The sequence below is a fragment of the Achromobacter anxifer genome (assembly GCF_903652925.1).
GTDB classification, from domain to species: Bacteria; Pseudomonadota; Gammaproteobacteria; order Burkholderiales; family Burkholderiaceae_B; genus Achromobacter; species Achromobacter anxifer.
The window spans coordinates 215,231-234,739 of the sequence record NZ_CAHLAR010000009.1 but is presented as its reverse complement, the minus strand read 5'-3'; the positions used below and the strand labels follow the sequence as shown (position 1 = coordinate 234,739).

18 protein-coding genes are annotated in these 19,509 nt (G+C 67.1%); 8 read left to right on the top strand and 10 right to left on the bottom strand.

Annotation, left to right across the window (positions count from 1 at the left end):
• Window positions 1-24 precede the first annotated feature (24 nt).
• The 3 genes from HWY37_RS25575 to HWY37_RS25565 all read left to right on the top strand — a co-directional run bounded on the left by HWY37_RS25575 (window position 25) and on the right by HWY37_RS25565 (window position 3,195).
• Complete coding sequence (locus tag HWY37_RS25575) at window positions 25-717, top strand: amino acid ABC transporter permease (RefSeq protein WP_175206624.1); 693 nt, start codon at window positions 25-27, stop codon at window positions 715-717.
• 4 nt (window positions 718-721) lie between these two features.
• Entirely contained in the window at window positions 722-1,474 is a 753-nt protein-coding gene (locus HWY37_RS25570; protein WP_175206623.1) for an amino acid ABC transporter ATP-binding protein, read from the top strand.
• 161 nt (window positions 1,475-1,635) lie between these two features.
• Window positions 1,636-3,195: an acetolactate synthase large subunit gene (locus HWY37_RS25565; protein WP_175206622.1), complete on the top strand. Its 1,560-nt coding sequence runs from the start codon at window positions 1,636-1,638 to the stop codon at window positions 3,193-3,195.
• A gap of 53 nt (window positions 3,196-3,248) precedes the next feature.
• Here HWY37_RS25565 and HWY37_RS25560 read toward each other — a convergent pair whose 3' ends face one another.
• The 8 genes from HWY37_RS25560 to HWY37_RS25525 form a co-directional block, all read right to left on the bottom strand.
• The gene (locus tag HWY37_RS25560) at window positions 3,249-3,959 is read right to left on the bottom strand and encodes an ABC transporter ATP-binding protein (protein WP_176090169.1); all 711 of its coding nucleotides are present in this window, start codon (window positions 3,957-3,959) and stop codon (window positions 3,249-3,251) included.
• 2 nt (window positions 3,960-3,961) lie between these two features.
• A complete protein-coding gene (locus tag HWY37_RS25555; RefSeq protein ID WP_176090141.1) occupies window positions 3,962-4,726 on the bottom strand; it encodes an ABC transporter ATP-binding protein in 765 nt (254 codons plus the stop codon).
• A complete protein-coding gene (locus tag HWY37_RS25550; protein ID WP_175206620.1) occupies window positions 4,719-5,795 on the bottom strand; it encodes a branched-chain amino acid ABC transporter permease in 1,077 nt (358 codons plus the stop codon). Before HWY37_RS25550 ends, HWY37_RS25555 begins: the two co-directional genes overlap by 8 nt.
• A gap of 2 nt (window positions 5,796-5,797) precedes the next feature.
• Complete coding sequence (locus HWY37_RS25545) at window positions 5,798-6,679, bottom strand: branched-chain amino acid ABC transporter permease (RefSeq protein WP_042794742.1); 882 nt, start codon at window positions 6,677-6,679, stop codon at window positions 5,798-5,800.
• 31 nt (window positions 6,680-6,710) lie between these two features.
• On the bottom strand, window positions 6,711-7,871 hold the full coding sequence (locus HWY37_RS25540; RefSeq protein WP_175206619.1) for an ABC transporter substrate-binding protein: 1,161 nt from the start codon (window positions 7,869-7,871) through the stop codon (window positions 6,711-6,713).
• A 36-nt stretch (window positions 7,872-7,907) separates the two neighbouring features.
• A complete protein-coding gene (locus HWY37_RS25535; protein ID WP_176090140.1) occupies window positions 7,908-8,732 on the bottom strand; it encodes an alpha/beta fold hydrolase in 825 nt (274 codons plus the stop codon).
• Window positions 8,729-10,288 carry a benzoate-CoA ligase family protein gene (locus HWY37_RS25530; protein WP_176090139.1) on the bottom strand — a complete coding sequence of 520 codons (1,560 nt, stop codon included), beginning with the start codon at window positions 10,286-10,288 and terminating at the stop codon, window positions 8,729-8,731. Before HWY37_RS25530 ends, HWY37_RS25535 begins: the two co-directional genes overlap by 4 nt.
• A gap of 69 nt (window positions 10,289-10,357) precedes the next feature.
• Window positions 10,358-10,828: a DUF4863 family protein gene (locus HWY37_RS25525; RefSeq protein ID WP_176090138.1), complete on the bottom strand. Its 471-nt coding sequence runs from the start codon at window positions 10,826-10,828 to the stop codon at window positions 10,358-10,360.
• Window positions 10,829-11,004: 176 nt separating this feature from the next.
• On the opposite strand from HWY37_RS25525, the gene HWY37_RS25520 reads away from it, so the two are divergent.
• From HWY37_RS25520 to HWY37_RS25500, 5 genes are all read left to right on the top strand, one after another.
• A complete protein-coding gene (locus HWY37_RS25520) occupies window positions 11,005-11,913 on the top strand; it encodes a helix-turn-helix transcriptional regulator (protein ID WP_175206615.1) in 909 nt (302 codons plus the stop codon).
• A gap of 143 nt (window positions 11,914-12,056) precedes the next feature.
• Window positions 12,057-13,715, top strand: coding sequence for a 2,3-epoxybenzoyl-CoA dihydrolase (boxC, locus tag HWY37_RS25515; protein ID WP_176090137.1), 1,659 nt, complete (start codon window positions 12,057-12,059; stop codon window positions 13,713-13,715).
• A 57-nt stretch (window positions 13,716-13,772) separates the two neighbouring features.
• Complete coding sequence (gene boxB / locus HWY37_RS25510) at window positions 13,773-15,200, top strand: benzoyl-CoA 2,3-epoxidase subunit BoxB (RefSeq protein WP_175206613.1); 1,428 nt, start codon at window positions 13,773-13,775, stop codon at window positions 15,198-15,200.
• A 54-nt stretch (window positions 15,201-15,254) separates the two neighbouring features.
• Window positions 15,255-16,496 carry a benzoyl-CoA 2,3-epoxidase subunit BoxA gene (boxA, locus tag HWY37_RS25505; RefSeq protein ID WP_175206612.1) on the top strand — a complete coding sequence of 414 codons (1,242 nt, stop codon included), beginning with the start codon at window positions 15,255-15,257 and terminating at the stop codon, window positions 16,494-16,496.
• Between the two features lie 69 nt (window positions 16,497-16,565).
• A complete protein-coding gene (locus HWY37_RS25500; RefSeq protein ID WP_175206611.1) occupies window positions 16,566-17,009 on the top strand; it encodes a MaoC family dehydratase in 444 nt (147 codons plus the stop codon).
• 84 nt (window positions 17,010-17,093) lie between these two features.
• Here the strand turns inward: HWY37_RS25500 and HWY37_RS25495 are convergent, their stop codons facing one another.
• The gene (locus HWY37_RS25495) at window positions 17,094-18,080 is read right to left on the bottom strand and encodes a TRAP transporter substrate-binding protein (RefSeq protein WP_175206610.1); all 987 of its coding nucleotides are present in this window, start codon (window positions 18,078-18,080) and stop codon (window positions 17,094-17,096) included.
• A 225-nt stretch (window positions 18,081-18,305) separates the two neighbouring features.
• Complete coding sequence (locus HWY37_RS25490; protein ID WP_175206609.1) at window positions 18,306-19,499, bottom strand: acyl-CoA dehydrogenase; 1,194 nt, start codon at window positions 19,497-19,499, stop codon at window positions 18,306-18,308.
• Window positions 19,500-19,509: the final 10 nt, after the last annotated feature.

The window sequence follows — 19,509 nt, the reverse complement described above, 5'->3', positions numbered from 1 at the left end:
ACTGGCGCGGATAAGGAGCACGACGTGGATCTCGCGACCCTGAGCATGTACCTGACACCCCTGGCCGAGGGCACGGTCTGGACCCTGGCGCTGTTTTTCTGTTCGGCATTCCTGGCGGTGGCGTTGGGCCTGGTCGTCTGTCTGTGCCGCCTGTCGCCGTCGCGGCTGCTCAGCCGCGGCGCGCGTTTCTACATCGATGTGATACGGGGCACTCCGCTGCTGCTGCAGCTGTTCTACATCTACTACGGCCTGCCCGAAATGGGCGTGGTCATCAACGGCTTCGTCGCCGGGGTGCTGGGCCTGACCTTGAACTTCGGCGCCTATCTGGCGGAGCTGTTCCGTAGCGGTATCCAGTCGGTGGATAGCGGCCAGTACGAGGCGGCGCGCGCGCTGGGCCTGGGCAAGGTGCAGCGGCTGCGCCGCATCGTGCTGCCGCAGGCGCTGCGCACCGTGTTCCCGGCCCTGGGCAACTACGCGCTGGTTCTCATCAAGGAAACCTCGCTGGTGGCCGTCATCAGCGTCTATGAGCTGATGCGGGCAGGCGAAATGCTGGCCGGCGCGACCTTCCAGGCGCTGACCGTCTACACCATGGTGGGGGTCATCTACTTCGCCATGTGCAGCGTGCTGGCCTACGTGTTCCGCCGTTCCGAAAAGCGCTTGACGGTGCCGGGCTACTGGAGCGGCGCGGGCGAAAACCATGACATCTCCAAGGCCTGACGCGATGGACGGAATCAACTACGCGGCCCCGATCATCACGATGCAGGGCGTATGCAAGTGGTATGGCGACTTCAAGGTGCTGGACGAACTGGCGCTGGAGGTGCTGCCCGGCGAAAAGCTGATCCTGTGCGGACCGTCGGGCTCGGGCAAGTCCACCACCATCCGGCTCATGAACCGCCTGGAGGAACACCAGAAAGGCCGGATCGTGGTCGACGGCATCGAACTGAACGATGACCTGAAGAACATCGAGCGCATCCGCGCCGAGGTCGGCATGGTGTTCCAGCACTTCAACCTGTTTCCGCACCTGACCGTGCTGGACAACTGCACGCTGGCGCCGATGCTGGTGAAGGGCGTGCCGCGCGAGGAGGCCGAGGCCCGCGCCATGGAGTACCTGGAGCGCGTGAAGATTCCGCAGCACGCGGCCAAGTATCCGGGCCAGCTGTCCGGCGGCCAGAAGCAGCGCGTGGCGATTGCGCGGGCCCTGTGCATGCGGCCCAAGATCATGCTGTTCGACGAGCCCACATCCGCGCTGGACCCGGAGATGGTCAAGGAGGTGCTGGACACCATGGTGGCGCTGGCCCGCGATGGCATGACCATGGTCTGCGTCACGCACGAGATGGGGTTCGCGCGCGAGGTCGGCGACCGCGTGGTCTTCATGGACCAGGGTTGCATCGTCGAATCGGACACGCCGGACAATTTCTTCCGCGCGCCGCGCACCGAACGCGCGCAGGCCTTCCTGGGACAGATACTGGCCTGAGCAGGGCCGCGCAAATTCCGGTTGGCGGAACATGCGGAATGGTTCCATGACGGCGGCCTGAAATGGCTCTAGCCGGTTTCGGCTACGCTACCTATCATGCATATCACGCGGGCGCGCATGCGCCCTTGCACCGCCAACGGAAAACGACCAGGGAAAAAACGATGAACGGCGCTGATAGTCTTTGCGATACCTTGCTGGCCAACGATGTGGATGTTTGCTTCGCGAACCCCGGCACATCGGAAATGCACTTTGTCGCGGCATTGGATCGCAAACCGAAGATGCGCTGCGTGCTGGGCCTGTTCGAGGGCGTGGTGACGGGCGCGGCCGACGGCTATGCGCGCATGGCCGACAAGCCGGCCGCCACCTTGCTGCACCTGGGCCCCGGGTTGGGCAACGGCCTGGCCAACCTGCACAACGCCAAGCGCGCCCGCACGCCCATGGTCAACATCGTGGGCGATCACGCCACCTATCACGTCCAGTACGACGCGCCCCTGACCAGCGACGTCGAAGGCGTCGCGCGGCCGATGTCGCACTGGGTCAAGCGCACCATGAAGGCCGCCGACCTGTCGGCCGACGCGGCCGAGGCCGTCGGCGTGGCGCGCCGTTCGCCGGGCAATATCGCCACCTTGATCCTGCCGGCCGACGCGGCCTGGACCGACCTGCCGGACAACGCCGGCGCGCCGGTGCTGGCCAAGATCGAGGCCCTGACGCAGACCTCGGCCGAGGCGGTGCGCGCGGCCGCCGCCGCGATCCGCTCCGGCGAAGTCACGACCCTGATGCTGGGCGGCAGCGCGCTGCGCGAACGCGCGCTCAACGCCGCCGGCCGCATCGCGCGCGCCACCGGCGTGCGCTTGGTGTCCGAAACCTCCAACCGCCGCATCGAACGCGGCGGCTCGCGCACGCCGGTCGACCGCTTGCCGTACCCGATCGACCTGGCGGTGGCCAAACTGAAGGACGTGCGCCACCTGGTGCTGGTCGGCGCCAAGGCGCCAGTCGGCTTCTTCGCCTATCCGGGCAAGCCCAGCTTGCTGGCGCCGCCCGACTGCAACCAGGTCGTGCTGGGCACGCCCGAGCAGGACCTGGCGCATGCGCTGGAATGGCTGGCCGACGAGCTGGGCATCGCCCAGGACGCGCCGCGCCTGGCCGCGCCCGGTGCCAGCTACGACGTGCCGCAGTCCGGCAAGCTGACCGGCGCCGCCGTCAACATCCTGGTCGCGCACCACCTGCCGGAACAGGCCATCGTGTGCGACGAGTCCATCACCCAGGGCCGCGAATTTCCCATCTACAGCGCCAGCAGCGCGCCGCACGATTGGCTGATGCTGACCGGCGGCGCCATCGGCATCGGCCTGCCCCTGGCGACCGGCGCCGCTGTCGCCTGCCCGGACCGCAAGGTCGTCACCCTGCAGGCCGACGGCAGCGGCATGTACACCTTGCAGGCGCTGTGGACGCAGGCGCGCGAGAACCTGGACTGCCTGACGGTGATCCTGGCCAACCGCTCCTATGCCACGCTGCACGGTGAAATGAAAAACGTGGGCGTGCAGAATCCCGGGCGCAACGCCCGCCGCATGCTGGACCTGCAGGAGCCGCACCTGGAATGGACCCACCTGGCGCGCGGCATGGGCGTGGAGGCGGTCAGCGTGGATACGGTGGAAGGATTTGCGCGGGCGCTGCAGGAAGGCCTGAAGCGCCGCGGACCGTTCCTGATCGAAGCGGTGATCTGAGACCGGCTTGCCGGCCCCAGGGCCGGTGCAAGCCTTTTTAGGGCGAGCGGGTCCTAAACCCCCAGGTAGCGCGTCAGCTGCTCCGGTTGCCGGGCCAGCGACGCGCTGTCGCCGTCCTGCACGATCCGGCCTTTCTCCATCACCAGGCAGCGGTCGGTGTGCTCCAGCACCGCGCGGTAGTTGCGGTCCACGATCAAGGTGGACATGCCGCTGGCGCGGATCTGCCGGATGATCTTCCAGATCTCGGCCACGATCAGCGGCGCCAGGCCTTCGGTGGCCTCGTCCAGGATCAGCAGCTCGGGATTGGTCATGAGCGCGCGGCCGATGGCCAGCATCTGCTGCTCGCCGCCCGACAGTTGCTGGCCGCCATGCCCCAGGCGTTCCTGCAGGCGCGGAAAGGCTTCCAGCACGCGCGCGTAGGTCCAGTCCTGGCGGCCGTCGCGGCCGGCGCGTGCGGCTACCTGCAGGTTTTCGCGCACATTCAGGTTGGGAAAGATGCCGCGTCCCTCGGGCACGTAGGCCACGCCCATGCGGGCGATGGCATGGGGCTGGGCGCGGGTGCAGTCGCGCCCGTCCACGCGCACGCTGCCCTGGGCGCTCTTGACGTGGCCCATCAGGCTGCGGATCAGCGTGGTCTTGCCCATGCCGTTGCGGCCGACCAGGCCGACGGATTCTCCGGGCGCGATATGCATGTCGATGCCGCGCAGCACATGGCTGGCGCCGTAATAGACGTGCAGTCCGCCCGCTTCGATCAAGGCGTTCATGGTCATGCGGCGGCTCCATGCGCGTCATCGCCCAGGTAGGCGGTGCGCACCTCGGGGTTGGCGCGAATGGCGGCAGGCGTGCCGCTGGCGATGGCGCTGCCGTTGACCATCACCGTGATGGTCTCGGCGACGCGGAAGACTGCGTCCATGTCGTGCTCCACCAACAGGATGGCATGGCCGGGCTTGAGCGCGTCCAGCAGTTCCAGGATGCGGTCGGTTTCCTCTGGGCCCATGCCGGCCAGCGGTTCGTCCAGCAGCAGCACCTGCGGTTCGCCCGCCAGGCACATGGCTATCTCAAGCTGGCGCTTGCGGCCATGCGGCAGCAGCCCGGCTTCGCGCGCGGCGTCGTCCGCCAGGCCGGTGCGCTCCAGCGCATGGCGCGCAAGTTCCGCGCTGTGGCGGCATTCCGATGCGGAGCGCCACCAGTGCCAGAAGCGCTGGCGGCGCGCCTGGGCGGCCAGCCTGCAATTCTCGAACACGCTCAGTTCGGGAAAGATGGTGGACCGCTGGTAGCTGCGGCCCAGGCCGGCGCGGGCCCGGTCGGGCTGGCGCCAGGCGGTGATGTCGCGCCCGCCCAGCATGACCTGTCCGCTGCTGGGCGCGAGTTCGCCCGACAGGATGTTGATCAGCGTGGATTTGCCCGCGCCGTTGGTGCCGATGACGGCGTGCACCTGGCCGCGTTGCAAGGCCAGCGACACGCCATTCACCGCCGTGAGGCCGCCGAAGCGGCGCGTGACCGCGCTGGCGGCAAGCAGGACGTCAGACATGGGGTTCTCCCTGGATGGGCAGGCGGGCAGGGCCCGGCTGGCGGCTGGAAGGGGCGGCATCCGGCTTCGGCGCGGCGCGGGGGGCGTCGACGCCTGCGCCGGAAGTGCGCGCCGCGCGCCGTTGGCGCAGTTGCGCCGGCAGCCCGGCCAGGCCGTTGGGCAGCAGGGCCACCAGCGCGATGATGGCCAGGCCCAGGGGCAGGTGCCAGTGGCGCGCATAATCGCCGAACAGCTCCTGTGACTGGAACAGTTCCTGCAGCAGCACCAGCGCCACCGTGCCCAGCACCGCGCCGCCCAGGCTGGCCATGCCGCCCAGGATCACCATCAGCAGCACCAGGCCGGATTGTTCCCAGGCCAGCAGTTCCGGCGTGACGAAGCCGTCCTTCAAGGCGAAGAGAAAGCCCGCCAGGCTTGCCAAGGTGGCGCCCACGACATAGGCGGCGAGCTTGTACGGATAGGTCGAGTAGCCGGCCGCGCGCATGCGCTGTTCGTTGATGCGGATGCCGGCCAGCGCGGCGCCGAAGGGCGAACGCCGCAACAGCGCCAGGAAGCCCCAGGCCAGCGCCAGGCAGGCCAGCACGAAGAAGTAGAAGGTCCTGGCGTCGGCAAGGTCGAACGGCATCCAGCCGGCCACGGACAGTTCGGGGCGGAAGTACAGGTAGATGCCGTCGCTGCCGCCGCCGAGCTTGGTGTCGTGGAACACGTAGTAGGCCATCTGCGAGAACGCCAGCGTGACCATGATGAAGTACACGCCGCGGGTGCGCAGCGCCAGCGCGCCGGTCACGAACGCGTAGGCCGCGGCGGCGAGCAGCGCGGCCGGCAGCAGCCACCACAGGCTGGCGGCCTCGGATTCGGGCGACAGCAGCGCCGCGGCGTAGGCGCCGATGCCGAAGAAGGCGGCGTGGCCCAGGCTGACCAGTCCCGCGCCGCCCACCAGCAACTGCAGGCTGAGCGCGAAGATCGCGTAGATCATGATCTTGATCGCCAGGCCGGTGTAGTAGTCGCTGCCGCTCCAGGAAAAGGCGGCCAGCGCCAGCAGCGCCGCGATGGGCAAGAGTCGGTTCAACATGGTCAGCCCTGCTTGAACAGCCCTTCGGGCTTGCAAAGAAGTATGAAGGCCATCAGCAGGTACACCAGCACGCCTGCCGCGGACGGGAACAGCACCTGCCCGAAGGTTTCCACCACGCCCACCAGCATCGCGGCAAGGAAGGCGCCGCGGATAGAGCCTATGCCGCCGATCACCACCACCACGAAGCAGATGATGAGCACGCCGTTGCCCATGCCGGGGTAGACCGAGGACACCGGCGCGGCGATGCTGCCCGCCAGCGCCGCCAGCGCCACGCCGGCCGCGAACACCAGGCGGTAGAGCTTGTTGATGTCTATGCCCAGCGATCCGATCATCTCGCGGTTGCTGGCGCCGGCGCGCAGCATCATGCCCAGCCGGGTGCGCGTGATGACCCAGTACAGCAGCAGCGCCACCGCGATGCCCACGGCCGAGATGAACAGCCGGTAGACCGGATAGGTCATGACGTCGCCGAGCGCGATGCTGCCCTGCAGCCAGGCGGGCAGGGGCACGCCATGCACGTCATTGCCCACCAGGATGCTGCGCAGCTCCTCGAACACCAGGATCAGGCCGTAGGTCATCAGCACCTGCTGCAAGTGGTTGCGCTTGTACAGGTAGCTGAAGAACGCGGCCTCCAGCAGATAGCCCAGCGCGCCGGCGGCCAGCACGCAGACCGCCAGCGTGGCCAGGAAGCCGCCGCCCAGCCAGCGGTCCACCGCCGGGCCCAGTGCGAACGCCATATAGGCGCCGATCATGTAGAAGCTGCCATGGGCCAGGTTGATGATGCCCATGATGCCGAAGATCAGCGTGAGTCCGCTGGCCACCAGGAACAGCAGCAAGCCGTACTGGAAAGCGTTCAGGCTCTGGATGAGCAGGATGCTGATGTCCATGGGGCCCCCCTTAGGCCGGTTCCGGTCGGAGTCAGAGCTTGCAGCCGCGCGCGGGATCGGCCAGCTTCTTCACGGCGACGTCCACGACCTTGTTCTCCAGCCCGTCGACGCGGCGCAGGTAGATGTCCTGCACGGGATTGCCGGCGCTGGACAGCGTGAAGGGGCCGCGCGGGCTGTCCACCGTGGCGCCGCGCATGGCCTTGCGGAAGTCATCCTTCTTGGCGAAATCGCCGTTGACGGCGGCCAGGCCGGACTGCATCAGCTGCGCCGCGTCATAGCCCTGCACCGCGTACACGTCCGGCTGCGCCTTGTAGGCCTTGCTGTAGTCGGCGCGGAAGGCGTTGTCGCGCGGCGTGTTCAGGCCGTCGGCATAGTGCAGGGTGGTCAGCAGGCCCTGCGCGGAAGCGCCTTGCGCCTCCAGGGTGCCGTCGGTAAGGAAGCCCGAGCCGTACAGCGGAATGGTCTTGCTCAGGCCGGCGGCATGGTAGTCCTGCACGAATTTCACCGCGCCGCCGCCGGCGAAGAAGGTGAACACCATGTCGGGCTTGAGCGCGGCGATCTCGGTCAGGAGAGACTGGAACTCGACGTTGGGAAACGGCAGGCTCAGCTCCTTCACGACCTTGCCACCCGCCTTCTCGAAGCCTTCCTTGAAGCCGCCGATGGCTTCGTCGCCGGCCGCGTACTTCCAGGTGATGGTGACGGCGGTCTTGTGGCCCTTGGCATAGGCCACCGGGCCCATGGCATAGGCCGGCTGCCAGTTGGTGAACGAGGTGCGGAAGATGCCGGGGCCACACAGCGGGCCGGTGATGGCGTTGGCGCCCGCGTTGGTCACGATCAGCGTGGTGTCGGCATCCTTGGCGGCCTTGGCCAGCGCCATGGCCACGCCCGAGTGCACGGTGCCGATCAGCACGTCCACCTGGTCGCGCTTGATCAGGCGGTTGGCGTTTTCGGCCGCCTTGGCGGGATTGGACTCGTCGTCCACCTTGAAGTATTCGATCTCGCGTCCGCCCAGCTTGCCGCCTTGCTCGGCGACATACAGCTTGAAGCCATTCTCGATGGCGTTGCCCAGCGCGGCGTAGGTGCCGCTATAGGGCAGCATGAAGCCGACCTTGATCTTGTCGGCGGCCTGGGCGCCGGTGGCGGCGAGCGTCAGAGCCGCGGCGAGCGCAGCCCGGGTCAGGGCGTGGTTCATGGTGAGTCTCCGTGCTTGTTATGGGCCGACGCGAGGTCAGCGGGGTTGTGCCAGGCCGCCGACGAAACCGGCGACAGCCTGGATGACTAGTGCCGGCTGGTCCTTGTGCGCAGAGTGGCCGCAGTCGGGGATTTCCAGCAGTTCGGTCTGGGGCGCAAGGCGGCGTATGCCGCGGATCTGCGCCAGCGTGCCGTATTCATCGTCCACGCCCTGGATGGCCAGCACGGGACAGGCAATGCGGGGGAGGTATTCCTCCAGGTTCCAGCCGCGGAACGCGGGGTCCAGCCAGATGTCGTTCCAGCCCCAGAACGCCGAGTCGGGGTCCGCGTGGTATCGGCCGAGCCGGGCGCGCAGGTCCGTGTCCAGATAGGCCTGGCGCGCCTGCGCGATGCTGGCCACCGACACGTCCTCGACGCAGATGTGCGGGGCCGCGGCCACCACGCCGGCGATCGCATCGGGATGCATCGCGGCATATAGCAGGGCGATGGAGCCGCCGTCGCTGTGGCCGAACAGCAGCGGCTTGTCGCGCCTGGCGTCCACGTCCAGCGCCCGGAGCAACGCGGGCAGCACTTCGCGCGCCTCGCGGTGCATGAAATCCGCCGTCCATTTTTCCGCGGGCGGCCGCGGCGTCGAGTGCCCGTAGCCGTAGCGCGAATACACCAGTCCACGGCAGCCGGCCGCCGCACAGACGCGCTCGGGCCAGTCCTTCCACATGGACACGGAACCCAGCCCTTCGTGCAGAAAGACCAGCAGCGGAGCGCCTGGACTGTCGGACCCGATCCACCGGCATTCGAGGCGCTGGTCCCGGCCGCCGGCATGGAACTCGGCAAACACGGTCTCGGCCATGGCGCAGGCGCTCATAGCGTGGCCTCTTCCAGCTGGCGCAGGCGGAAGCGCTGTATTTTTCCGGTGGCGGTCTTGGGCAGCTCGTCGGTGAAATTGATCTGGCGCGGATACTTGAATGGCGCCAGGTGCTGCTTCACATAGCTTTGCAGCGCGGCCCCGGTTTGCGCGTCGGGTTCGAAGCCGGGACGCAGCACCACGTAGGCCTTGGTCTTGACCAGGCCGTCATGGTCGGGCACGCCGATCACCGCGGCTTCCAGCACGGCCTCGTGCTGCACCAGGATGTTCTCGACCTCCACCGGCGACACGTACTGGCCGCTGACCTTGATCATGTCGTCGCTGCGGCCGGCATAGGTGTAGTAGCCGTCGGCGTCGCAGGTGTACTTGTCGCCGCTCTTGAGCCAGTCGCCCAGGAAGCATTGGCGGGTCTTGTCGCGGTTGTTCCAGTACATCAGGGCGGCGCTGGGGCCCTTGATGTAGAGGTCGCCGATGGCGCCGGCGGGCACCAGTGCGCCGTTTTCGTCGCGCAGCTGCACTTCATAGCCGGGCACGGGCTTGCCCGTGGTGCCGTAGCGCAGTTGGCCGGTCCGGTTGGAAATGAAGATGTGCAGCATCTCGGTGGAACCGATGCCGTCCAGGATCTCGCAGCCGAAATGGCGCGTGTAACGTTCGCCGATGTCGCGCGGCAGCGCTTCGCCGGCGGATGTGCAGATCCGCATGGCCACCTGTTCGCGCGCGGGCAGGTCGGGCGAGGCCAGCATGCTGGCGTACAGCGTGGGCACGCCATAGAACACCGTCGGCTTGTGCCGGGTGAGGCGCTGGAAGACAGCCTGCGGGGTGGGGCGCTCGCCCATCAGGATGACGGTTGCGCCGACCGAAAGCGGGAAGGTCAGGCCGTTGCCCAGGCCGTAGGCGAAGAACAGTTTGGCGGCCGAGAACACCACGTCGTCCTCGCGGATGCCGAGCACGGGCTTGGCATAGAGCTCGGCCGTATGCCAGAGGTTGCCGTGGGTGTGGACCACGCCCTTGGGCTTGCCGGTGGAGCCGGACGAATACAGCCAGAAGGCGATCTCGTCGGACAGGGTGCGGGCCGCGGGCGCCAGCGGGGCGGCCGCCAGCAGGGCTTCGAATTCGTACGCGGCTTCGGGCAGGGGGCCGGCAGGCTGCGATATCACCAGGTGTTCGACATCGGCCGGGGCTTGCGCCATCGCCGCCTGGACGACGGGCAGCAATGCACCGGATACGAACACGGCGCGCACGCGGCTGTGGCCGATGATGTAGGCGTAGTCGTCAGGGGTGAGCAGGGTGTTCACGGCCACCGGCACCACGCCCGCGTGCAGCGCGCCCAGGAACACCACTGGCCAGTCCGCGGTGTCCTGCATCAGCAGCAGGATGCGTTCCTCGCGCCGCAGCCCCAGCTGGCGCAGGGCGCCGGCCATGCGCGCCACCCGCTCCGCCAGTTCGCCGTAGGTGAGCTGGCGCGTGTCGTCGATGTAGGCCGGCTTGGCGGCGCGCGGCGCGTTGAGCGCCGCCAGGTGGCTGGCGAAATTGAGTTCGGCGGGACAGGTGTTCACGGTTGTCTCCTGATGTCCTGTGGGGGTGGAAGCCGCGCGATGTGTTTTTTTCTGGCGGCGGGGCGGGCGCTAGGACCGCGTGAATTCGATGGCGCCGCCAGGCAGCAGGTACAGCACCAGGGTGCGGCCGCCGCTCACGGTCGGGCTGTGCGCGCTGCCGGGTCCGTAGACCAGCCAGCCGGCGCCATGGCCGTCGAAGCGCGCGCCTTCGGTCAGCGGCATGATCATGTCGATCTCGCCATTGGGATGCGCATGGTGGGGGCCGGCAAGATCGTTCATGTCCACCACGTCCACCGAGCAGTCGGCCAGGTCGGCCGCCGGCTTGATGACGCGGCCGTAGCGGATGCCGCCGCCTTCGCGGCTGCACATCCAGCCCTCGGCCACGCCCTGCCTACAGGTGGCGTATATCTCCTGGAACAGGGCGCTCTGGGGGCCGGCCTCGCGGTTCAGGCTTTCCTGCAGCGCCGCGTCCAGCGGCTGGCCTTGCGTCAGGCGAGTGACCTCGCGCATCAGGGCGTGGAATTGATCTGGCGTACTCACCGGGCTCCTCCTTTACACTGTCGGCGCTTCAGAATCGACATGAAATCGACTGCTGCTTTTTTTGCACATGAGCCGCTTTGGGCCTGTTTGAGGAAAAATAGTGCTTCCATTGATTATGGTCAAGCACTATAGTGCATAAAGCGTGGTAATCAGGGTTTTTGCGGAGTCACGTAAACATGAATCAAGCGCTAGACGCGGCGCCATCCGAACCCAGGCGGGAAGCGTTCCTGGTGGCCTTGGGCGAGCGCGTGCGCCGCTTGCGGGCCATACGCGGCATGACCCGCAAGAGCCTGTCGCAGGTGACCGGCGTATCGGAACGCCATCTGGCCAATCTGGAACACGGGGTGGGCAATGCCTCCATCCTGGTGCTGCTGCAGATTGCCCGGGCCTTCAACTGCGCGCTGGCCGAGCTGGTGGGCGACGTCACCACCGAATCGCCCGACTGGCTGCTGATCCGCGAGCTGCTCAGCGGCCGCTCGGAATCGGACCTGCAGCGCGCGCGCGAGGCCCTGACCCAGCTGTTCGGGGTGGGGGCGGGCGCGCAGCGCCCCAACCGTACCCAGCGCGTGGCGCTGATCGGCCTGCGCGGCGCGGGCAAGTCCACGCTGGGCCAGATGCTGGCCGACGATCTCGGCTATCCCTTCGTGGAACTGAACCGCGAGATCGAGCGGGTGGCGGGGTGCAGCATCCTGGAGATCCACAATCTGTATGGCCCCAACGCCTACCGCCGCTACGAACGGCGGGCGCTGGAAGAGGCCGTGCAGATCTACCCGGAAATGGTGCTGGCGACGCCGGGCGGACTGGTGTCCGAACCGGCCACCCTGAACCTGCTGCTGGCGCACTGCTATACGGTCTGGCTGCGCGCCACGCCGGAAGAGCACATGGGCCGCGTCATGGCGCAGGGCGACTTCCGCCCCATGTCCGGCAACAACGAGGCCATGGCCGACCTCAAGCGCATCCTGGCCGGGCGCGAGGCGTTCTACGCCAAGGCGGATCTCACCTGGGTCACCAGCAACCTGGACGTGCAGGAAAGCTTCGCCGGATTGCGCACCCAGGTGCGCAAGGCCTGCGGCCTGCCGCTATAGGCAGCTTCGATGCCGGTCCGCCCGGCAATATGCATTTTTGTGCATGCCCCGCTTGACGGGGCTTTTTTTGTCCTCTAATCTGCACAATAATTCATGTAGTGCAGTATTTTTCCTGTTCTGGCAGGCGTACGAGGAGACACACTATGAGCAGCACCCTCAACCGGGTTGACTTCAGGACCGACCCCGAGCAGTACCGCCACTGGCGCCTGAGCTTCGACGGCCCGGTCGCCACGCTGGCCATGGATGTCGCCGAGGACGGCGGCCTGCGTCCGGGCTACAAGCTCAAGCTGAATTCCTACGACCTGGGCGTGGACATCGAACTGCACGACGCCCTGCAGCGCATCCGCTTCGAGCATCCCGAAGTGCGCACCGTGGTCGTGACCAGCATGAAGGACCGCATTTTCTGTTCCGGCGCCAACATCTTCATGCTGGGCCTGTCCTCGCACGCCTGGAAGGTGAACTTCTGCAAGTTCACCAATGAAACCCGCAACGGCATCGAGGATTCCAGCCGCCACAGCGGCCTGAAATTCATCGCCGCGCTCAATGGCGCCTGCGCCGGGGGCGGCTACGAGCTGGCGCTGGCCTGCGACGAGATCATGCTGATCGACGACCGCTCCTCCGCCGTGGCGCTGCCCGAGGTGCCGCTGCTGGGCGTGCTGCCGGGCACCGGCGGCCTGACCCGCGTGACCGACAAGCGCCGCGTGCGCCATGATCACGCGGACATCTTCTGCACCCTGGTCGAAGGCGTGCGCGGCCAGCGCGCCAAGGACTGGCGGCTGGTGGACGACGTGGTCAAGCCGGCGCGCTTTGAAGAGGCGGTGCGCGAACGCGCGCAGGCGCTGGCGCAGGGCAGCAACCGTCCGGCGGACGGGCAGGGCGTGGCGTTGACGCCGTTGCAGCGCACCGAAAGCGCCGACGGCCTGTCCTACCGCTATGTAAACATCCAGTTGGACCGCGAGAAGCGCCAGGCCACCTGGACCGTGCGTGCGCCCGAAGGTCAGGTCGAAACCGAATTGCAGGACATCGTCGCCGCGGGCGCCGCCTGGTGGCCGTTGCAGATGGCGCGCGAACTGGACGACGCCATCCTGTCCATGCGCACCAATGAACTGGACATCGGCACCTGGATCATCAAGACCGAGGGCGATGCCGCGCTGGTGCTGGCCGCCGACGCCGCGCTCCAACAGCACGCGGACCACTGGTTCGTGCGCGAAACCACCGGCATGTTGCGCCGCACGCTGGCGCGCCTGGATGTGACGTCGCGCAGCCTGTTCGCCCTGATCGAGCCGGGCTCCTGCTTCGCCGGCACCCTGCTCGAACTGGCGCTGGCCGCCGACCGCAGCTACATGCTGGACAACGAAGACGAATCCGCGCCCGCGCAGATCGTGGTGGGCGAGCGCAATTTCGGCGCCTATCCCCTGGTCAACGGCCAGAGCCGCCTGCAGCGCCGTTTCTACGAAGAAGAGGGCCCGCTGGAAGCGGTGCGCGCGCGCGCCGGCCAGCAGCTGTCCGCCACAGACGCGCTGGACTTGGGCCTGGTCACCTTCGCGCCGGACAACATCGATTGGGATGACGAGGTGCGGATGATGCTGGAAGAGCGCCGCGCGCTGTCGCCCGATGCCCTGACCGGCCTGGAGGCCAATCTGCGCTTCGGCGGGCAGGAAACGATGGAGACGCGCATCTTCGGCCGCCTCACCGCCTGGCAGAACTGGATCTTCAACCGCCCCAACGCCGCGGGCGACAAGGGCGCGCTCAAGCTCTACGGCAAGGGCGAGCAAGCCGCATTCGACTGGAACCGGGTCTGACGGCCCCGCGATACCGCGCCGCGTGAATGCGGCCCACCCAAGGAACAGGAGCGAGACATGTCTGGAATCAACTACAGCGACAAGATCCCCAATAACGTCAACCTGTCCGGCGACCGCACCTTGCAGCGCGCGCTGGAGCACTGGCAGCCCAACTACCTGCAGTGGTGGCAGGACATGGGGCCCGACGGCTCCCATGGCTTCGACGTCTACCTGCGCACGGCGGTCAGCGTGCAGCCCGACGGCTGGGCGCACTTCGACCACGTCAAGATGCCGGACTACCGCTGGGGCATATTCCTGGCGCCGCAGGACGGGCAGCGCAAGATCCATTTCGGCGAGAACATGGGCCGCGACGTGTGGCAGGACGTACCGGGCGAGCACCGTGCCAACCTGCGCCGCATCATCGTCACGCAGGGCGATACCGAGCCGGCCTCGATCGAGCAGCAGCGTCACCTGGGCCTGACCGCGCCCTCGCAGTACGACCTGCGCAACCTGTTCCAGATCAACGTCGAGGAAGGGCGCCACCTGTGGGCCATGGTCTACCTGCTGCACCGCTACTTCGGCCGCGACGGCCGCGAAGAGGCCGACGCGCTCTTGCAGCGCAGCTCGGGGGATTCCGACAATCCGCGCATCCTGGGCGCGTTCAACGAGAAGACGCCCGACTGGCTGGCCTTCTACATGTTCACCTACTTCACCGACCGCGACGGCAAGTTCCAGCTGTGCGCGCTGGCGGAGTCCAGCTTCGATCCGCTGGCGCGCACCACCAAGTTCATGCTGACCGAGGAAGCGCACCACATGTTCGTGGGCGAGTCCGGCATTTCGCGCGTCATCCAGCGCACCTGCGAGGTCATGAACCAGTTGAAGACCGATGAGCCGCAAGCGGTGCGCGCGGCCGGCGTGATCGACCTGCCCACGATCCAGCGCTACCTGAACTTCCACTACAGCGTCACCATCGACCTGTTCGGTGCGGACCAATCGTCCAATGCCGCCATTTTCTACGGCTCAGGCCTGAAGGGCCGCTATGAAGAAAGCAAGCGCACCGACGACCATCAGCTGAAGAACGACATCTACCGCGTGCTGACCGTGGAAGGCGGCAAGCTGCGCGAGATCGAGGTGCCGATGCTCAACGCCCTGAACGAAGTGCTGCGCGACGACTTCATCCGCGATTCGGTGGCCGGCATCGGGCGTTGGAACAAGGTGATCGAAAAGAGCGGCCTGCCGTTCCGGCTGCAGGTGCCGCATAAGGCCTTCAACCGCCAGATCGGTACGCTGGCCGGCATCCGCATGTCGCCCGAAGGCGAGATCCTCTCCGAATCGCAATGGCAGGCCAACAGCCACAAATGGCTGCCGACGCCGGAGGACCGCGCCTTCGTTGCGTCGCTGATGGGGCGCGTCACCGAGCCGGGCAAGTTCGCCAACTGGATCGCGCCGCCGGTCATGGGCGTCAACCGCCAGCCGGTGAATTTCGACTACGTCCGTTTCAACTAAAGCGGGGCGGCGGCCGCGTGCGCGGCCGCCTACCGGAGCATGGGGAAGACCGAGATGAACGCTCCCTTACCAGCAGAAGTCCTCAAGCAGCACCTGATCGATCCCGAGATCTGCATCCGCTGCAATACCTGCGAAGAAACCTGTCCGATCAAGGCGATTACCCACGACTCGAACAACTATGTGGTCGATCCCGAGATCTGCAACGGCTGTATGGCCTGCGTGCCGCCTTGTCCCACGGGGGCCATCGACAACTGGCGGCTGATGGTGCGCGCCGAAGCCTACGGCGTGCAGGAACAGCTGGGCTGGGAAGAGCTGCCGGGCGAGAAGGCCTTGCCCGAATCGGCGGCGGCCGCGCCGGTCGGCGATGATGATGCCGCCGCCGCGGCGGAGCCCGTGGCGCCTGCACCGTCCGCCGCGCCCGGCGCGACGGTGCCGCCCTGGTCCGCGGCGCATCCCTACGTCAACCTGTACACGCACAAGGCGCCGATGACGGCCACGGTGGTCGGCAATTACCGCGTCACGGGCGCGGACACCGAAAGCGACATCCACCACATCGTGCTCGATTTCGGCGATCTGCCGTTTCCAGTGCTGGAAGGGCAGTCCATCGGCATCCTGCCGCCGGGCGTGGATGCGCAGGGGCGGGCGCACCATGCGCGCCAGTACTCGCTGGCCAGCCCGCGCGATGGCGAACGGGCGGGCTACAACAATCTTTCGCTGACGGTGAAGCGCGTCACCGAGGATCATGCCGGCGCGGCCGCGCATGGCGTGTGCTCGAATTACCTGTGCGACCTGGCCAAGAACGACAAGGTGCAGGTCATCGGGCCGTTCGGCCATACCTTCCTGATGCCGAACCATCCCCGCGCCAATCTCATCATGATCTGCACCGGCACGGGCTCGGCGCCCATGCGCGCCATGACGGAGCGCTACCGCCGCCGCATCGAGACCGGCGAAAACGGCAAGCTGCTGCTGTTCTTCGGCGCGCGCACCGAACGCGAACTGCCGTACTTCGGGCCGCTGATGAAGCTGCCGCGCGATTTCATCGACATCAACCTGGCGTTGTCGCGCGAAGCCGGACAGCCCAAGCGCTATGTGCAGGACCTGATCCGCGACCGCGCGGGCGCGGTGCGGGAATTGCTGGCGGACCGCAATACCTGCATCTACGTGTGCGGCCTGAAGGGCATGGAGGTGGGCGTGCTGGACGCCTTGCGCGAGGTGACGCTGCAAGCGGGCGAGGATTGGTCTATCCTGCATGATGCGTTGCGCCGCGAAGGGCGCCTGCATTTCGAGACGTACTGAATCCACAAACATGCGTGGCGATCGGCGCGCACTGGCGCGCCGATTGCATTTGCGGGGGGAAACTAAAAAATGAAGTTCGCCGAGTTCAAGGACGGCATGGTCATCAAGGGCGGTCCCGTCACCGTGACGGAACCCGAGATCCTGGAGTTCGCACGCAAGTTCGATCCCCAGTGGTTCCACACCGACGTCAAGCGCGCCGCCGAAGGCCGCTGGGGCGGGCTGATCGCCAGCGGCTGGCACACCTGCGCGCTGGCCATGCGCATGGCCGTGGACGCGGCCCTGCACGACTCCGAATCCTTCGGCTCGCCCGGCTTGGGCGAGGTGCGCTGGCGCACGCCCGTGCGCCCCGGCGACACGCTGCGTCTGGAAGCGCGCGTGCAGGGCGTGCGCACGTCCTCGTCGCGCCCGGACCTGGGCATCATCACCTGGGCCTGGACGGTCCTGAACCAGCACGACGAAGGCGTGCTGGAGCTGGACGCGACCAGCCTATTCGACCTTTCCGGCGACAACTGAGATTTGCGGGCCGCAGTCTGAGGCTTTGGTCCGCGAACTGGGCGCATGGCCGAGGCCCGCGCCCGAGTTCGCGGGCCCTCGGCGTCAGCGCTTGGCCGCCTGCTTGAGAATGGCGGCCGCGTCGGGACCGGCTGCCGCCTTCCACGCATTCACCGAGTCCGCCGCCGCATCCTTCAAGGCCTTGCGCACGGGCAAGGGCACGGACGTATTGATCGCCACGCCGTTCTTGCGCATGTTGGCGTAGTTCTGCTGCAAACGTCCGTCGATGCGCTTCCATTGCTCGGTTTCCGTCTGCGCCGCAGCCTGGTCGATGGCGCGGCGCGTGCGCGCGTCCAGGGCCTTGTAGGCTTGCAGGTTCATGGTCGCCACCGAGATCGGCATGGCGTAGTTGATCTCGGCGAAGTGGGGCAGGTGTTCCCACAGCTTGCGGCCCGCGCCGCCGTCGCCCGACGACAGCACCGCGTTCACCTCGCCCGAGGCGATCAGCGGCATCGCATCCGCGAAGGAGATGTTGCGCGCCTGGGCGCCGGCCTTCTGCATCACGTCCTGCGAGGTCGCGTCGTAGGTGCGGATGCTCAGGCCCTTCAAGACTGCGACGCTGTCGAGCTTCTGCTTGGACCAGATGCCTGAAGCCGGCCACGGCGTGGTGTAGAGCAGCTTCTGGCCGTGCGCCGCCAGCAGCTTTTCGTAGGCGGGCCGGGCGGCCTTGTTGAGGTTGCGGGCCTTGGACAGGGAGTCCGCCAGGAAGGGCAGGGACGACACGCCGAACAAGGGATACTTGGTGGCCAGCGCGCCCGCGAAGGCATCGCCCGCGTCCACCTTGCGCGCTTCCACCGCATCGATCATGTCGCCCGACTTGATGCCCTTGGCCGCGTCGTAGCTGGCGTCGATGATCACACCCCCGGCCGTCTTGGCGCGCACCAGTTCGGCGAAGGTGGACACTCCCTGGCCCGGCATGGACGTGGCCGGGTATTCGGTGGTCATGGTGAGGGTGGTGGCGGCATAGGCGCCATGGGCGAGAAACGCCATGGCGATGCCTGTGCTCAGGCGGGTGAACGCGTTGCCTTGCATGCGCGACTCCTGGTCGTGTGAGGGAAACCTGGTCGGGACACGCGGGACGGTGCGATGGCGCCCGGGCCTGTGTCTGGCCGATGCCGCAAAGCGTAAGGCGAGTGCAAGGGCGCGCCTATACGGGCTTACGGCAATGCCCGGATGGCATGGGCAGGCGTATGGCGCCGGGCAAAAAAAAGCCGCCCCGAGCGAGGGGCGGCCTTTTGCTTGCAGCGGATCAGGCGATCAATAGAAAGCCTGGATGCCGGTCTGCGCACGGCCCAGGATCAGGGCGTGCACGTCGTGGGTGCCTTCGTAGGTGTTGACCACTTCCAGGTTCACCAGGTGGCGGGCCACGCCGAACTCGTCGGAGATGCCGTTTCCGCCGAGCATGTCGCGCGCCAGGCGGGCGATGTCCAGCGCCTTGCCGCAGGAGTTGCGCTTCATGATGGAGGTGATTTCGACGGCAGCGGTGCCTTCGTCCTTCATGCGGCCCAGGCGCAGGCAGCCTTGCAGGGCCAGCGTGATTTCGGTCTGCATGTCGGCCAGCTTCTTCTGGATCAGCTGGTTGGCGGCCAGGGGGCGGCCGAACTGCTTACGGTCCAGGGTGTACTGGCGGGCGGTGTGCCAGCAGGCTTCGGCGGCGCCGACAGCGCCCCAGGCGATGCCGTAGCGGGCGGAGTTCAGGCAGGTGAACGGACCCTTCAGGCCGGACACGCCCGGCATCATCTGGTCGGCGGACACTTCCACTTCGTCCATGACGATTTCGCCGGTGATCGAGGCGCGCAGGCCGACCTTGCCGTGGATGGCGGGGGCGGACAGGCCCTTCATGCCCTTGTCCAGGATGAAGCCGCGGATCTTGCCGTCGAAGTCGCCGCCGACGCACTTGGCCCACACCACGAACACGTCGGCGATGGGGGAGTTGGTGATCCACATCTTGTTGCCGGAAATCTTGTAGCCGTCGGACGTCTTGACGGCGCGGGTTTCCATGCCGCCGGGGTCGGAACCGTGGTTGGGTTCGGTCAGGCCGAAGCAGCCGATCCACTCGCCGCGAGCCAGCTTGGGCAGGTACTTCTTCTTCTGCTCTTCGCTGCCGAATTCGTTGATGGGCACCATCACCAGGGACGACTGCACGCTCATCATGGAGCGATAGCCGGAGTCGATGCGTTCGACTTCGCGGGCGATCAGGCCGTAGCTGACGTAGTTCAGGCCGGCGCCGCCGTATTCGACGGGGATGGTGGCGCCCAGCAGGCCCAGTTCGCCCATTTCGGAGAAGATGGCCGGGTCGGTCTGTTCATTGCGGAAGGCGTTCAGCACGCGCGGGGCGAGCTTGTCCTGCGAATAGGCCAGGGCGGCGTCGCGCACCATGCGTTCTTCTTCGGTCAGTTGCTGGTCCAGCAACAGGGGGTCTTGCCAGTGAAAGGAAGGATTCGAGGACATGCTGGGTCTC

Excerpts from the sequence above, each read along its gene's own strand:
- HWY37_RS25500 (WP_175206611.1), top strand. The coding sequence starts at position 16,566 with ATGAAGTTCGCCGAGTTCAAGGACGGCATGGTCATCAAGGGCGGTCCC.
- boxA (WP_175206612.1), top strand. The coding sequence starts at position 15,255 with ATGAACGCTCCCTTACCAGCAGAAGTCCTCAAGCAGCACCTGATCGAT.
- HWY37_RS25560 (WP_176090169.1), bottom strand. The coding sequence starts at position 3,959 with ATGAACGCCTTGATCGAAGCGGGCGGACTGCACGTCTATTACGGCGCC.
- HWY37_RS25570 (WP_175206623.1), top strand. The coding sequence starts at position 722 with ATGGACGGAATCAACTACGCGGCCCCGATCATCACGATGCAGGGCGTA.
- HWY37_RS25495 (WP_175206610.1), bottom strand. The coding sequence starts at position 18,080 with ATGCAAGGCAACGCGTTCACCCGCCTGAGCACAGGCATCGCCATGGCG.
- HWY37_RS25565 (WP_175206622.1), top strand. The coding sequence starts at position 1,636 with ATGAACGGCGCTGATAGTCTTTGCGATACCTTGCTGGCCAACGATGTG.
- boxB (WP_175206613.1), top strand. The coding sequence starts at position 13,773 with ATGTCTGGAATCAACTACAGCGACAAGATCCCCAATAACGTCAACCTG.
- HWY37_RS25550 (WP_175206620.1), bottom strand. The coding sequence starts at position 5,795 with ATGTTGAACCGACTCTTGCCCATCGCGGCGCTGCTGGCGCTGGCCGCC.
- boxC (WP_176090137.1), top strand. The coding sequence starts at position 12,057 with ATGAGCAGCACCCTCAACCGGGTTGACTTCAGGACCGACCCCGAGCAG.
- HWY37_RS25535 (WP_176090140.1), bottom strand. The coding sequence starts at position 8,732 with ATGAGCGCCTGCGCCATGGCCGAGACCGTGTTTGCCGAGTTCCATGCC.
- HWY37_RS25520 (WP_175206615.1), top strand. The coding sequence starts at position 11,005 with ATGAATCAAGCGCTAGACGCGGCGCCATCCGAACCCAGGCGGGAAGCG.
- HWY37_RS25540 (WP_175206619.1), bottom strand. The coding sequence starts at position 7,871 with ATGAACCACGCCCTGACCCGGGCTGCGCTCGCCGCGGCTCTGACGCTC.
- HWY37_RS25490 (WP_175206609.1), bottom strand. The coding sequence starts at position 19,499 with ATGTCCTCGAATCCTTCCTTTCACTGGCAAGACCCCCTGTTGCTGGAC.
- HWY37_RS25545 (WP_042794742.1), bottom strand. The coding sequence starts at position 6,679 with ATGGACATCAGCATCCTGCTCATCCAGAGCCTGAACGCTTTCCAGTAC.
- HWY37_RS25555 (WP_176090141.1), bottom strand. The coding sequence starts at position 4,726 with ATGTCTGACGTCCTGCTTGCCGCCAGCGCGGTCACGCGCCGCTTCGGC.